At 42.5% G+C, this 15,004-nt stretch carries 12 protein-coding genes; 9 read left to right on the top strand and 3 right to left on the bottom strand.

The window, feature by feature from the left end; translation table 11 throughout:
- The first annotated feature begins 147 nt into the window (after positions 1 to 147).
- Complete coding sequence (locus tag F0227_RS22010; RefSeq protein ID WP_171751643.1) at positions 148 to 885, top strand: TetR/AcrR family transcriptional regulator; 738 nt, start codon at positions 148 to 150, stop codon at positions 883 to 885.
- A gap of 140 nt (positions 886 to 1,025) precedes the next feature.
- On the opposite strand, the gene F0227_RS02765 is transcribed toward F0227_RS22010, so the two are convergent.
- Positions 1,026 to 2,333, bottom strand: a complete 1,308-nt coding sequence (locus F0227_RS02765) for a DEAD/DEAH box helicase (RefSeq protein ID WP_171751642.1) — start codon at positions 2,331 to 2,333, stop codon at positions 1,026 to 1,028.
- 658 nt (positions 2,334 to 2,991) lie between these two features.
- Here F0227_RS02765 and F0227_RS02760 point away from each other — a divergent pair.
- The 3 genes from F0227_RS02760 to F0227_RS02750 all read left to right on the top strand — a co-directional run bounded on the left by F0227_RS02760 (position 2,992) and on the right by F0227_RS02750 (position 7,206).
- On the top strand, positions 2,992 to 4,434 hold the full coding sequence (locus F0227_RS02760; RefSeq protein WP_171751641.1) for a methyl-accepting chemotaxis protein: 1,443 nt from the start codon (positions 2,992 to 2,994) through the stop codon (positions 4,432 to 4,434).
- 129 nt (positions 4,435 to 4,563) lie between these two features.
- Positions 4,564 to 6,918 (top strand): fatty acid cis/trans isomerase, encoded by a 2,355-nt coding sequence (locus F0227_RS02755; RefSeq protein WP_171751640.1) that lies wholly within the window; start codon positions 4,564 to 4,566, stop codon positions 6,916 to 6,918.
- Between the two features lie 114 nt (positions 6,919 to 7,032).
- Complete coding sequence (locus F0227_RS02750; protein WP_171751639.1) at positions 7,033 to 7,206, top strand: hypothetical protein; 174 nt, start codon at positions 7,033 to 7,035, stop codon at positions 7,204 to 7,206.
- 55 nt (positions 7,207 to 7,261) lie between these two features.
- On the opposite strand, the gene folE is transcribed toward F0227_RS02750, so the two are convergent.
- Positions 7,262 to 7,915: a GTP cyclohydrolase I FolE gene (gene folE, locus F0227_RS02745; protein ID WP_171751638.1), complete on the bottom strand. Its 654-nt coding sequence runs from the start codon at positions 7,913 to 7,915 to the stop codon at positions 7,262 to 7,264.
- Between the two features lie 175 nt (positions 7,916 to 8,090).
- Between folE and moeA the strand changes: the two genes are divergently transcribed.
- From moeA to F0227_RS02730, 3 genes are all read left to right on the top strand, one after another.
- Positions 8,091 to 9,326 carry a molybdopterin molybdotransferase MoeA gene (moeA, locus tag F0227_RS02740; protein WP_171751637.1) on the top strand — a complete coding sequence of 412 codons (1,236 nt, stop codon included), beginning with the start codon at positions 8,091 to 8,093 and terminating at the stop codon, positions 9,324 to 9,326.
- Positions 9,327 to 9,409: 83 nt separating this feature from the next.
- Positions 9,410 to 10,156: a molybdopterin-synthase adenylyltransferase MoeB gene (gene moeB / locus F0227_RS02735; protein WP_171751636.1), complete on the top strand. Its 747-nt coding sequence runs from the start codon at positions 9,410 to 9,412 to the stop codon at positions 10,154 to 10,156.
- A gap of 160 nt (positions 10,157 to 10,316) precedes the next feature.
- Entirely contained in the window at positions 10,317 to 10,490 is a 174-nt protein-coding gene (locus F0227_RS02730) for a hypothetical protein (RefSeq protein WP_171751635.1), read from the top strand.
- Between the two features lie 39 nt (positions 10,491 to 10,529).
- Here the strand turns inward: F0227_RS02730 and F0227_RS02725 are convergent, their stop codons facing one another.
- A complete protein-coding gene (locus F0227_RS02725; protein WP_171751634.1) occupies positions 10,530 to 11,510 on the bottom strand; it encodes a sugar-binding transcriptional regulator in 981 nt (326 codons plus the stop codon).
- A gap of 443 nt (positions 11,511 to 11,953) precedes the next feature.
- Between F0227_RS02725 and tal the strand changes: the two genes are divergently transcribed.
- The gene (gene tal, locus F0227_RS02720) at positions 11,954 to 12,904 is read left to right on the top strand and encodes a transaldolase (protein WP_171751633.1); all 951 of its coding nucleotides are present in this window, start codon (positions 11,954 to 11,956) and stop codon (positions 12,902 to 12,904) included.
- 127 nt (positions 12,905 to 13,031) lie between these two features.
- The coding region (tkt, locus tag F0227_RS02715; RefSeq protein ID WP_171751632.1) for a transketolase at positions 13,032 to 15,004 on the top strand (1,973 nt) is incomplete at its 3' end.

Below are 15,004 nucleotides of genomic sequence, written 5' to 3'. Positions count from 1 at the left end.
GTCATCACAAATCATTTACTACACAGTTGTGCAGTATATTAATAAATGAGATAAAATCAACGCTTATTTTACACTTGGACAATAAAATTTAATGACGACTAGAATGAAATCTGGTAAAACGTGTGGGTCGTAGATGAGAAGTTAACAATGGCAGAGAGAAAACAAGGGCGTCGTAGCGCTCAAACATCAGAAGAAACAAAAATGCATATCCTCTGTGTAGCAGGCAATATGTTCTGTAAAAGTGGATATGAAAAAGTGTCTTTACGAAATATTAGTGAAGCGGCAGGTGTATCGCACAGTTTGATCCGACACCACTTTGGTAGCAAAGAGCAGATCTGGTATGCCATTAGTGACGCCCTCCACGATTATATGGAAGAGTACATTTCCGCGTTGATTGCTGAGTTACCTAAAAATAATCCAGCCAATTTATCTCTCTATCAATTTGCCGTTAAGCTACTCGCGCACACTTTAATAGTGCCTTACCCAATACAATTTGCCGCTGATGCAGTAAGGCAAGAGGGTGAGTTTTTTGACTATTTTATTGATCAACACGGCAATTTCGAACAAACCATGCTTGATCTGACAGACTTACACAATAGTGAAAATCCTGACTTTCCGGTCAATATGTTTGAGGTAAAGTGGCAATTAATTTTGTTCGCACACGGAGCACATAGCCTTAATCCTATGATGAAACAGATTTGGCTTGATCAAACTAATGATGCCGATGAAGCACTTTACCATCACTGGAACCTGTTTAACCGACAACTTGCACGTTACTTGAATATAGCGAAACAAGATTACCTTCAACCAGAGACATTACGAGAGTTGATGTTGCCACTTGCTTGTAAGTTTGAAGAACAGTGTCAGGAATATGATAGCGAGTAACAGATAAGCCGCAGGATACAGGTTCAAAATAAAGCACAATTATTTGCATACCCAACTCTCACAATTAAAAAAAACGCTGACCTAGTACGTCAGCGTTTTTTTCATTTAGGGAAAAAGTAATCAAGAATCAACAATAGCGCTTAACGTCTTTTCCCTCGGTTTTTATGAATATTCAGCTTCGCTTTCATTTTTCGTTTTTCAGCAGAACGACTCAGTCTTTTAGTCGGTTGTTCTGTCTCCAGATCGGCAATTAAGCTTGGTTCAAAACCTTGCAACCACTCTTGAGGCAACCTTTGATCTAATAAAGACTCAACCGCTTTCAATAAATACTCTTCGTCACGGCTCATAAATGATACCGCCAGCCCTTGATGGCCTGCTCGTCCTGTTCGACCAATACGGTGAATATAGTCTTCCGCTTTATACGGCAAATCATAGTTAACAACCGCTTGAAGCTCTTGAATATCGATCCCTCTTGCGGCTACATCGGTAGCAATAAGGGCACGAATTTTACCCGCTTTAAAATCATCCAAGGCTTTCTGTCTTGCTCCTTGGCTCTTATCACCATTAATAGATGCCGCTTTAATACCATCCAGTTTGAGCTCTTTTACTAACGCATCAGAACCTTGCTTAGTTTTGGTAAACACCAAGGTTTGTTGCCAGTTACGCGATCCAATCAGGTACGCAAGAAGTTCACTTTTACGTCTCTTATCTACCGGATAAATAATCTGCTCAACTGTTTCTACTGTGCTGTTACTCGGTGTCACTTGCTCTTCGACTGGGTTATTAAGAATTTTGTAAGCCAGCTTTTTGATTCGATTGTCAAACGTGGCCGAGAACAACATGGTTTGACGCTGAGCAGGCAACTTACGAATGACTCGTTGAATATCCGGCAAAAAGCCCATATCAAGCATTCGATCCGCTTCGTCCAGTACTAACATTTCGGTACGATTCAACACAATCGTTTTGGTATAGGCATGATCAAGCAAGCGGCCCGGTGTCGCCACTAAAATATCGGCACCTTTGCGTAACAGATCACGCTGAACATTTAAACTGGTTCCACCATAGGCGACCACAATGTGTAACCCCATATCTTGGCTGTAATCACACAGGCTAGTATAAACTTGTTGGGCTAACTCTCGTGTCGGTACCAACACCAAAGCACGGATACTTTTGTCGTCAGGCTTAGGTTCGGCATTCAGCAATTTTTCGATGATTGGCAGACCAAATGCGGCGGTTTTTCCCGTTCCTGTTTGCGCTCCAGCTAAAATATCTTCTCCTGCCAATACATGTGGGATCGCTTTTTCTTGAATAGCGGTAGGATGCTTAAAACCAAGTTCTGTCACGCGTGAAATCAGTGCTGATTGCAATGGTAGATCAGAAAAAGTAATGCTCTCAGAAGAGAGTTCATGAGCAGCTATAGAGTTAGAAGAACGAGTATTAGATGACATTACGAGCACCAGAAAAAATGGGGTCAAGATTGTATCAGAACCGAACGTTATTTGACACCAGCGAGAAGAATGCGCGCTCTGCTGAAAGTAAAACGATAATAGAGAGATTTGAACAATAAAGAGGTGGTATTAGGTGTGTAACAGAAGTGCTATCTTTCTTTATTAAAAAATAGCACTTGTTGGCTATCAACAGTTGAGGCAGCTAAAAGCGCAGAGATCATAAAGAGCCTTCTTCGCTTGAATCTACTTCGGGTTGGTAGTCGGTAAGATCAAAGCCAATTTCAAGCGCATCAAGCAACTCTAGGCCATCTATATCAGTAAAGTTTTCCATTATTTCATCCTTAATAGAAGTAATATCCTGTTTTATCCTAAACAGTAAAACAATGTTATATGACAATTCGAAGTAAATTTATATATTTATTTATTCTGAGATATCTCTTTTTTTGTGATTTTCTGCGATAAATTCACTTAACAAATGCTTTTTTAAAAATGCATTAGTACATTAACTCTAATAACTGTTTCTATTGGTAAATCGGTTGTCATCTCATCTTTACATTAAAAGTAACAACAAATTGCAATTAAGTGAGACATGTTTGGCAGTTTGTCATCTAAAATGTGTAGTGTACTTGTTACAAAACATGAATACGTTGGAGCCTTCATGAAAGAGACTAACTTTAGACTGATAGATCGTCTTTTTATTAAGATGTCAATCAATGACAAATTTTGGGTATTATTTATCCTATTTATAATTGCCCTTAGCGCAACTGCCATTGGCCGTTATAGTGATTCAATTGATCGTATTGAAAACCAATCAGTAATTGCTACAGAAGCGAAGCTACAAGGACTTGTTGCCAGCTCTTCGCAATTTGGCTCCGTAGACAAACTTTCGCAGCTTGGGGTAACGCTTTCTCGTTCATCGGGAAAAACCATTCGTAATGAAAATAGTGTCACTGCCGTGGTTAAAACGCCAGATGGGCAGTACGCATCATTAACAGAGTCGGTACTAGCGTCAGAAGATAGCGCCAAAGACCAAGCATTTACCTCACTACTATTAACCTATTTGTGGGCGATTCCATTTATCCTATTTTGTTACTGGCTAACAACCTTTTTAGGTGGCGCACTTTGGGTTTTATGGCAAACCACACTTAAAATTGCCGATGGTGATTTAACGTCTCGACTCGGCTTTCATGCAGGACGAGATGAGTTTGGTACCATAGGTTGTGCCCTTGATGACTCCATGGATACCTTAACCAAGTTAGTGGTTACGGTTAAAGACAGTTCAACAACTTTAGAGACGACCGCTGACTCATTTGCACAAGAGACAAAACAGAGTGAACAGCAGATCAATTATCAGCACTCCTCTCTAGACTCTGTCGCAACTGCTATGGAAGAGATGACGGCGTCTGCGCAAGAAGTATCAAATGTTGCTAAACAAGCAGCGGAACATTCTGAAAACGATGCAAAATATGTCCATGCGAGTCAGCAACGTGTTCATAATGCGATTGCTGAAATTGAACAGTTATCTAGCTACATATCTCAAGCATCAGACTCGGTAGAAACATTGACTGAGAACACCACTCAAATCAATGACGTTATTACAACCATCAATGCCATATCTGAACAGACTAACCTTCTGGCACTTAATGCTGCGATTGAAGCTGCTCGTGCTGGTGAGCAGGGCCGTGGCTTTGCCGTGGTTGCTGATGAAGTACGAACTCTGGCTAGCCGAACTCAAGATGCGACTGTTGAGATCCAAGCGATGATTGAGAAACTGCAAAACGAAACCAAAGTTATCGCAGCAAAAACTCAAGATACAGTGAAACAAGCGCAAACAAGTAGTGATTTAGTATCTGAAATTGGTCAGGATGTTGAGTCTATTGCTGAGTCCGCTAAATCGGTTATGGATATGAGTTTACAAATCTCCACATCCGCCGATGAACAAAGCGCAGTGGCCAACGACATTGCGACTGAGTTAAGCGATATTCGCAGCCAATCAGATGTGATTCGAAGCGTTGCTGAAAGCTCAGCAAGTGGCGTTACAGAATTAAGCCACGCATCACGAAACCTTAATGAAGTGTTAAAAGAGTATCGCACGACCTAACGTGCTCTCTCTCAATATTGAAGGCTTACCATAATCTGGTAAGCCTTTTTACTATCCGCCATTCGCCAAAACCGAACAGAAATAATATAATCATTCGTTATTTATATACGTTTTGAATTACTTCTATCTATGAACAATCGCCATATTATCGCTATCATTGCTGTGCTTTTCTTCTCTGGTTGTGCGACTTATGCTGGCTTTAACTACGATAGCCTTTTTGGCGATGAAGTTGTTAGAGAGCGAGAAGTCCCCTATCAATCACCCATAGCCCAGCACTATATTAACCACGTTAAGCCTGTAATTGATAACCGATGTGTGGTTTGTCACGCGTGCTATGACGCACCTTGCCAATACAAAATGTCCTCCCCACAAGGTATAGATAGAGGTGGCAGCAAAAATACCGTTTATCAAGGAACTCGATTAATTGCTTCCTCCCCTACTCGACTGTTTGAAGATGCAGAAACCACGCAAGAGTGGCGGGAAGCGGATTTTCATCCGGTATTAAACGAACGCAGCCAGTACAGTCAGCCAAATATTGAAGCTGGCCTTATGGCAAAAATGCTGATGCAAAAAGAGCGTTATCCACAGCCAGAGCAGAAGCAGCTAGAAGATTTTGATTTCTCCATTTATCGCGAAGAGCAGTGCCCAACGGTAGAAGAACACGCACAGTATGAATCGGACTACCCAACTTGGGGAATGCCATTTGGTATGCCTAATCTCGCCACAGAAGATCTCAATATCCTGATCGATTGGTTAAGTGCAGGTGCAAAAATGGCCGCGCACAAGCCTATGTCAGTAGATGAGCAGAAACAGATAGCAAAATGGGAAGTGTTTTTAAATAACAACGATATTAAATCTCAGCTTAGCGCCCGATATATTTATGAACACGTCTATCTATTCCATCTCTATTTTTCTGAGTTAAATGGTGAAAAACGTTTCTTTACTATGGTTCGCTCTGCTACTCCTCCGGGCAAACCAATCAAGCGTATATCCACCCGACGCCCTTATGACGACCCCGGTGTAGAAAGAGTGTATTATCGTTTAATACCTGAGTTAGCCACTATTGTCGACAAAACTCATATGCCTTACGCCTTAAACGAGCAAAGGATGACAAAATGGCAACAATGGTTCCTCCAAGCCGATTATCAGGTGAGCCAGTTACCAAGCTACTCTCCGCAGGTCGCCGCCAACCCATTAACCGCATTTAAAGATATACCGGTGAAGACCCGTTTTAGCTTTTTAGTTGATGGGGCACACAACACCATTATGGCGTTTATAAAAGGTCCAGTATGCCGAGGCCAGCTAGCACTCAATGTTATTAATGATCGATTTTGGGTGTTCTTCTTAAACCCAGAACATATGGCGAATGAAGAGATCAATCAATTCTATATCGATCAAGCGAGAAACCTCGCTCTACCGGGCGAAAAAGAGAGCAATATCGAACCTGTTATCAACTGGATTAACTACTCAAACCAACAAACCCGTTATTTACAAGCAAAATCCGATTTTACCAATAAGTGGTTTAACCAACACCAAAAACTGAACACAGACGTTCTTTGGCATGGCGATAGCTTAAACGACAATGCGGTATTAACAGTATTTCGTCATTTCGACAGTGCCTCGGTAGTAAAAGGCTTAGTAGGACAAAAGCCTAAAACCGCTTGGATTATAGATTACGCCATGCTCGAACGTATCCATTACCTATTGGTTGCGGGCTTTGATGTATACGGCAACTTCGGTCACCAATTGGTAACTCGTATGTACATGGACTTTTTACGCTTAGAAGGAGAAAGCCACTTCTTGACGTTAATTCCAAATGAAGTTCGCCACAAAGAACACAGCTCTTGGTATCAAGATCAAAGTGCTTCATTGAGCCAGTTTTTCCAACGTAATATTAAACCGTTCAGCCAGCCCACGGCGATTAACTATCATTCAGACGATCCTAAGTCGGAGCTGTTTGATATGTTAAAAGAGAAGTACCAATCGGTACTTAGCGATCGCTACCAAATTGTTGATACTGGTTTAACCGCAGAGAATAATAAAATTCTGTCGAAAATAGATCACTTAATCGGCTTTCCTTCCGCCACCATTCCACAAATCTCGATGATTATGGTGACTTCACACAAAGGCGAACAACAGCTATTTACCTTATTAAGAAACAATGCGCATAAAAATATCTCTAGTCTATTTAGTGAAGACGCAAATCGTTTACCTGAAAAAGACAGCTTAACGCTGGTTCGCGGAGTGTTAGGAAGTTACCCCGCCGCTTTCTTTAAATTGCATGAGCGTGATATTGGTGAGTTCTACACATTATTAAGCGCCATTGATAGTGAAGAAGATTATATCAAGTTATTGGATCGCTTCGGAATTAGAAGAACGTCACCAGAATTTTGGCAATTTAGCGACCAACTTTCTGCTTGGTATAAACAAGATCAACCTATCGAATTTGGATTGTTGGACTACAATAGATTTGAGAACCGTTAATTTCTCGACAACGGATGGATACTGAATTGAGTGCAATATTAGCGTTGCTGTAAATAGTCTCAATCTGTATCACTCTCGTTATGTCTTCAGCTTATTCGACATAAGGAGGTAGCTATGAACATGCGAGAAAAAATCAAAGATTTGGAACAACAAATCTATATAGCGTGCTCGGAAGGTGATATTGAAACCATGAATATGCTGGAATATCATTTAGAGCAGTTAAGAGGACGAATGGAACATGTTTTAGATGATGACCCGTACGCCCTTGAAGACTACTACGACGAATAATATCGATACCCAAGTTCGCTTGAGTATCAAGCCCTGATGAACATCATTGGGGCCGCTATCTTAGTCCGTGTAAAAACTCATGTCGTGTTGCAGAGTTGGACTTAAAAATGCCACCTAAGGCTGTCGTGGTGGTTTCGCTTGTTGCGTCCATCACTCCACGAGACTTAACACAATAGTGTGTTGCATCTATGGTCACCGCGACATCTTCTGACTCTAACAACGTTTGCAACGCCACTAAGATCTGTTGTGTCATTCGCTCTTGTACTTGAGGACGTTGAGCAAAAAAGCGCACAATGCGATTAATCTTAGATAAGCCAATGATTTTTCCACGTGGAATATACGCCACCGCCGCTTTGCCGTCGATAGTCACTAGATGATGCTCACAGGTGCTGGTCACGGTAATATCCTTCACCCGTACCATTTCACTCACATTCATCTTGTTTTCAATGACGGTGATTTTAGGAAAATTTTTGTAATCCAATCCAGAAAACAGTTCATCAACGTACATTTTCGCAATACGATTTGGTGTCTCTTCTAAACTGTCATCGGATAAGTCCAAATCCAGAATTTGCAGGACTTCACGCATGTGATATTCAATGCGCTCTTTTTTCTCTTCACGAGTCATATCGTTAGACTGCATCGGTGTCTCTAAACCACGCATCTCTAGCGCATCTTTAACCAACTTCGCTGATTCGCTAATAGTCGACATAATCTCTCCTAAAATAGTATGCTTTACCCCTTTTGGATGGCTGACAAGCATACTCGGAATCAGCGATAATTACATCTTAAAAACGAGATTTATAATCTGTGAATCCTGCGACGTGGGAAGAAGGCAGATATATGTTATTGTTCCACCGTTAATTAAGAACAACAAAGGATACCTTATGGGCTGTTGTGATACTCCAGGTCTGATGCCAATTAGTGAAGCGTTAGAGAAAATGTTATCTAGCGTCACTGTTAATGTAGCAAAAAGCACCCTCGCGCTCGAAGAGTCAATCGGGTTTGTGTTAGCCGAAGACCTACGCTCGCCAATCTTTGTTCCTCCATTTGATAATTCAGCAATGGATGGCTACGCCGTTAGACGAGAAGATCTCATTAAATCCAATACCTTACCTCAAGCGGGTAAGTCGTTTGCAGGGCAACCATTTGATGGTGAATGGCCAAAAGGAACCTGTATTCGCATCATGACGGGAGCAAAAATTCCTCAAGAGTGTGATGCGGTAATAATGCAAGAAGAGACTCAGGTAACTGAAGAAGGCATTAAGTTCAACAATCAAGAAGTTAAGCCTCGCAATAACATTCGTGATTTAGGCAACGATATTTCCAAAGGTGATTTGGTCCTTAGCAAAGGCACCCGTTTAACACCAAGAGATATCCCAATGATCGCCTCACTCGGCTTTAGCCATGTTTCAGTATTTAATAAGCCCAAAGTTGCCTTTTTCTCTACAGGTGATGAGTTGAAACCATTAGGGGAAAGTTTACAAGAAGGGCAAATTTACGACAGCAATCGCTATGGTATTAAAGCCATGCTAGAGAAATTTGGCTGTGAAGGTATCGATCTAGGCATTATACCGGACGAACCAAAGCTTCTTAGCGACACATTTGAGCAAGCGCAACAACTGGCCGATGTGGTTATGACGTCTGGCGGAGTGAGTGTTGGCGAAGCAGACTACACCAAAGATATCTTAGAAGAGCTGGGTGAGATTGGTTTTTGGAAACTGGCTATTAAGCCGGGTAAACCTTTTGCCTACGGTAAACTGGACAACGCCATTTTTTGTGGTTTGCCGGGTAACCCTGTCTCTGCTGCGATTACCTGTTATGTCCTTGTGCAACCGTTGCTGGCAAAACTGGCAGGCGAAACCAACTGGAAAGCACCGGAATCCATTCCTGCTACCACTAAGTCAGCATTTAAAAAGAAACCGGGAAGAACCGACTACCAGCGTGGAGTTTACACTGTAAAAGACGGAAAATTTGAAGTAGAAAGCACAGGTAACCAAAGTTCTGGAGCATTCCGCTCGATGAGCTTAAGTAACTGTTTTGTTGTTATCGAATCAGACAGAGGCAATGTCGAGGTGGGCGACACAGTACAAATCCAGATGTTTAACCACACCATGTACTAATTAGCATCAAGTTAAAGTAGCAGGTCAATCATCTGCTACTTTTATTTTTACTGTCAACTTTAATCACTTATTACTGGTTTTTTATGGACATTCTTTCAGACCAAGAGATGCTTCGCTACAACCGTCAAATCATTCTCAAAAACTTCGACTTCGATGGCCAAGAAGCTTTAAAGCAGAGCTCGATTCTTATCATAGGCGCGGGTGGTTTAGGTTGTGCAAGCAGCCAATACCTAGCGACTGCGGGTGTTGGAACGATCACAATGGTAGACTTTGACTCGGTAGAAGTCTCCAATCTACAAAGACAAGTTCTGCATACTGATGCGGATATAGGGAAGTTAAAAGTCGTGTCCGCGGCAGAAACCCTGACCACACTTAACCCATATATAAACGTAAATACCATTGCAGAAAAGCTCACGGATCAACAGTTAAAAGCTGAAATCGTAAAACATACCCTAGTTATTGATGCTACGGATAACGTAGAAACCAGAAATCAGCTCAATAAACTTTGCTTTAATAATAAAACACCCTTGGTCTCAGGTGCCGCTATACGTATGGAAGGACAAGTTTCTGTCTTTACCTATCAAGATGAGCAGCCGTGTTACCAGTGTTTAAGTGCACTATTTGGAGAGAATGCCTTAACTTGTGTTGAAGCGGGTGTCATGTCTCCTGTGGTCGGTATTATTGGTGCAACTCAAGCATTGGAAGCGATTAAAGTCATCTCTGGCTATGGGACAAGCGTAACGGGAAAATTACTTATTTTAGATGCACTAACCATGAGCTGGAGGGAAATGAAATTAGCGAAGAATGCTAACTGTTCAGTTTGTAGGTGATTTATTTTGAGCTTTTAATAAAACTTTAGACATTTCGTTAAAATTCCTAACAAAAGTGTGATCTCTGCCATTTGATCACACTTTTTTATTGATTGATCCTTTTTAAATGGCATCATATTACAACAACTTACATGTTTATTATTTATTGAGTGCTGTAATCATGGAATCGACCATTTCTCAGTTGAGAAAAGACTTTCAGGCGAAGGTCCAAATCAAGCATACTGCTAACAACCATCTATCTAGTGCTTCGCTATTAACCGAAGAAGAGTTAAGCGAACTAGAAAATGCATGGATTCAACTGATTACTTGGAAGCAAGCCAACCCTGTTACTTAGTAAGCGTACCCTCTTATGTACGCTTACTAATTGTTTCTGTTACTTCATTTGTTCATCTAGGTTTAATACCGTTAAAGCATTGCTTACGCTAGTTGCAATAACATCTATTACCCCTGTTCTTAACGCCCCTAATAATGCCAGTGGCTTACTGTTCTCCGCAGCAATAGCGATAACCTCTGAAATAGGTCTAAACTCCTCTATCCCCAAACCGATAATTCGATCACTCATCACCGTAATTGCCGTATTGCCGTGAATATCAAAAAAGTCATAACCAGCGAAGTCCCCGACAACACCTTGTTTTAATCTCGACTGAACCACCTCATCAGGCGTAAACCAACCTAAGTCGACCATGTAGCTATTTTCACTCATGTCACCAATACCAACCAGAGCAACATCTGCTTTACGAGCCAGATCAAGAGTCTGTTTTACTGTTTCATTCTGCATCAGTACATTTTTCTGTTCACGATTCTCAGCATACGCTGGAGCGTATAATGTTTCTGATGTTCCACCATATTTTTTAGCTAACTGACGACAAATATGATCGGCATTGAACATCCCTCCCCTTGGGTGAATACCTCCAATGCCACAAACGAACTTACATGATCGAGGCGAGATAACCCCAACATGATGGGCGACCGCTGACACGTTACGTCCCTGACCAACCGTCACTACCATGCCATCCTTTAACGTACTAGACAGATAATTAGATACTAACCCTGACACTTGTGTTCGCTGCGACTGCTCACTAGGCTGGTCAAGAGCAATAAGCGCCCTCTTTACTCCAAATTGATCAATCAGTCTCTGCTCAATCTTTGCACTAAACACGGGATGGTACTTAACGGTAATCTCCACGATTCCTTCATCTCGTGCCTGCTTTAACATCCGGCCAACTTTAGCGCGGGAAATCGCAAATTTTTTAGAAATCTCTTCCTGAGTAGCACCATCCTGATAATAAGCGACGGACACTTCGGTTAATAAGTCGGTACTTTGAGCTGAAATATCGCTTTGTGATCGAGTCATATCTTCCTCTATAGCTCTCTTTCATGAACATTATTAGTCTGTCACGAGCATAACTAGTCTGTCTCGAGTATAACTATGGCTAGTTAATCTATGAATTCAGCAAATATAACATAAGCCATTAGCCATTGCATATGCTACGCACCATTACATATGCTCACCCAATAAAAAGCGCTAATTATAGCCATTGAGGATAGGAAAAAAGCCAGCCAAACGTTTGGTTATTATTAATCCTAGTAAAGGTTGACCAAAATCACTTTTCGCAGGCTTCAATGATTGACTTATCGTGCAGATCCGCTAATTTGAACACATCAATTCTTCAACAGTGTTCCATATGTTCACGCATTTTTGAACAGGGTTGAAAACTCTCGACCATTTGCTTTATTTGAGCGAATGGCAAGTACATAAATGACCATATTAAGCCTTAACAGGATAGGACGACGGATATGAGCAATAAACTAGAGCAACTTCGTAAAGTAACGACAGTAGTAGCAGATACAGGCGAAATCGAAGCCATTCGTAAGTATCAACCAGAAGACGCCACTACTAACCCATCTTTGATTCTTAAAGCCGCTCAAATTGCAGAATACGCACCTCTAATTGACCAAGCAATTGCTTACGCGAAAACACAAAGCGATGATAAAGCACAACAAGTTCAAGATACTTGCGACATGCTTGCGGTAAACATTGGTAAAGAAATCCTAACCACTATTCCTGGTCGTATCTCTACTGAAGTTGATGCTCGTCTTTCTTACGATACTGAAGGCAGCATCGCGAAAGCTCGTCAACTAGTTAAGATGTATAACGATGCTGGTATCAGCAACGATCGTATTCTTATCAAACTTGCTTCTACGTGGGAAGGTATCCGTGCTGCAGAAGTACTAGAAAAAGAAGGCATCAACTGTAACCTAACCTTGTTATTCTCATTTGCACAGGCTCGTGCATGTGCTGAAGCAGGTGCCTACCTTATCTCTCCTTTTGTTGGTCGTATTATGGACTGGTACAAAGCGAAAGAAGGTCGTGACTTTGCCGCTAGCGAAGATCCAGGTGTACTTTCTGTAACTGCTATTTACAACTACTACAAAGAACATGGCTACAACACAGTAGTTATGGGTGCAAGCTTCCGTAACATCGGTGAGATTCTTGAAATTGCAGGTTGTGACCGTCTAACTATCGCTCCGCAATTACTAAAAGAGCTGGAAGAAGCTGAAGGTGACGTTGTTGAGAAACTCGTTGCGGCGACTGAACTAAAAGATCGCCCAGCTCCACTGACTCACTCAGAGTTCTTGTGGGAGCACAACCAAGATCCTATGGCAGTAGAGAAACTAGCAGAAGGCATCCGTAACTTCGCCGTTGACCAAGGCAAACTTGAGACAATGATCGCTGCAAAACTTTAATTAAGTAAGCAGCTTAGCACTACAGTCACCTCCATAGCTGTAGTGTTTTCTTTCGTCGAAAAATAGAAATTCTATAAAAGTGTCTGCGACATTTTTTAAACAAATTATCTTAAATTTGGAAATATTTATGGAACGTAAACAACTCGCTAATGCAATCCGCGCGTTAAGCATGGATGGTGTACAACAAGCCAACTCTGGTCACCCGGGTGCTCCTATGGGTATGGCGGACATCGCTGAAGTCCTTTGGCGTGGCCACATGAACCACAACCCACAAAACCCTGAGTGGGCTGACCGCGACCGCTTTATCCTGTCTAACGGTCACGGCTCAATGCTGATTTACTCTTTGCTTCACCTGACTGGTTACGGGCTGTCAATTGATGACCTAAAAAACTTCCGTCAACTTCATTCTAAAACACCGGGTCACCCAGAATATGGTTACGCTCCGGGTGTTGAAACCACAACGGGTCCTCTAGGCCAAGGCATCACAAACGCTGTGGGTATGGCACTGGCTGAGAAAACACTGTCTGAGCAGTTCAACAAAGAAGGCCACGACATTGTTGACCATAACACTTATGTGTTTATGGGAGACGGCTGTCTAATGGAAGGTATCTCTCATGAGGCGTGTTCTCTGGCAGGTACTCTAGGTCTTGGCAAGCTAATCGCGTTCTGGGATGACAACGGCATCTCTATCGACGGTGAAGTGGAAGGCTGGTTCTCTGACGACACACCTAAGCGTTTTGAAGCGTACGGCTGGCACGTAATTCCGGCAGTAGATGGTCACGACGCAGCAGCAATCAATGCCGCCATTGAAGCTGCGAAGGCAGAAACAGGCAAGCCAACGCTTATCTGTACTAAGACCATCATCGGTTTTGGTTCACCAAATAAATCAGGTTCACACGATTGTCACGGTGCACCTCTAGGCGCTGAAGAAATTGCAGCAACACGTAAAGAACTTGGTTGGGAGCACGGTCCTTTTGAAATTCCGTCGGAAATCTATGCAGAGTGGGATGCGAAAGAAGCAGGCGCAACTAAGGAAGCAGCGTGGGATGAGAAATTTGCAGCTTATGAAGCAGCATACCCAGAGCTTGCAGCAGAATTCAAACGCCGCGTAAACGGTGAGCTACCAGCAGAGTGGGAAGCAAAGACCTCTCAAATCATTGCTGACCTACAAGCGAACCCTGCCAACATCGCATCTCGTAAAGCGTCACAAAACGCACTAGAAGCGTTTGGTGCTATGCTACCAGAATTTATGGGCGGCTCTGCTGACCTTGCACCATCGAACCTGACAATGTGGTCTGGCTCTAAATCTATCACACCAGAAGATGCATCAGGCAACTACATCCACTACGGTGTGCGTGAGTTTGGTATGACGGCGATTATGAACGGTCTTGCGCTTCATGGTGGCTTTGTTCCTTACGGTGCAACTTTCCTAATGTTTATGGAATACGCACGTAACGCACTGCGTATGGCGGCACTGATGAAAGTGCAAAACATTCAAGTGTACACTCATGACTCCATTGGTCTGGGTGAAGATGGTCCGACTCACCAACCGGTAGAGCAGGTATCTTCTCTTCGTCTGACTCCGAACATGAGCACATGGCGTCCATGTGACCAGGTAGAATCTGCGGTAGCGTGGAAGTTTGCTATTGAGCGTAAAGATGGCCCTACATCGCTTATCTTCTCTCGTCAGAACCTAGCTCAACAACCTCGCAGCGAAGCACAAGTTGCGGACATTGCCAAAGGTGGTTATGTACTAAAAGATTGTGATGGCAAACCTGAGCTAATTCTGATTGCAACAGGCTCAGAAGTAGAACTTGCAACAGAAGCGGCGGCTCAGCTAACAGCAGAAGGCAAGAAAGTACGCGTCGTATCCATGCCTGCAACTGACGTGTTTGACAAGCAAGATGCAGCTTACCGTGAAGCGGTACTGCCTTCAGACGTAACCGCTCGTGTTGCTGTTGAAGCAGGAATTGCTGACTTCTGGTACAAGTATGTTGGTTTTGACGGCCGCATCATCGGTATGACAACCTTTGGTGAGTCAGCTCCGGCAGGCGAACTCTTTAAGATGTTCGGCTTTACCGTAGAAAACGTTGTCGATAC

It is taken from the genome of Vibrio sp. 99-8-1 (assembly GCF_013114595.1).
GTDB lineage: Bacteria > Pseudomonadota > Gammaproteobacteria > Enterobacterales > Vibrionaceae > Vibrio.
The sequence above is the reverse complement of the archived record's forward strand: the minus strand, read 5'-3'. Positions and strand labels throughout refer to the sequence as shown.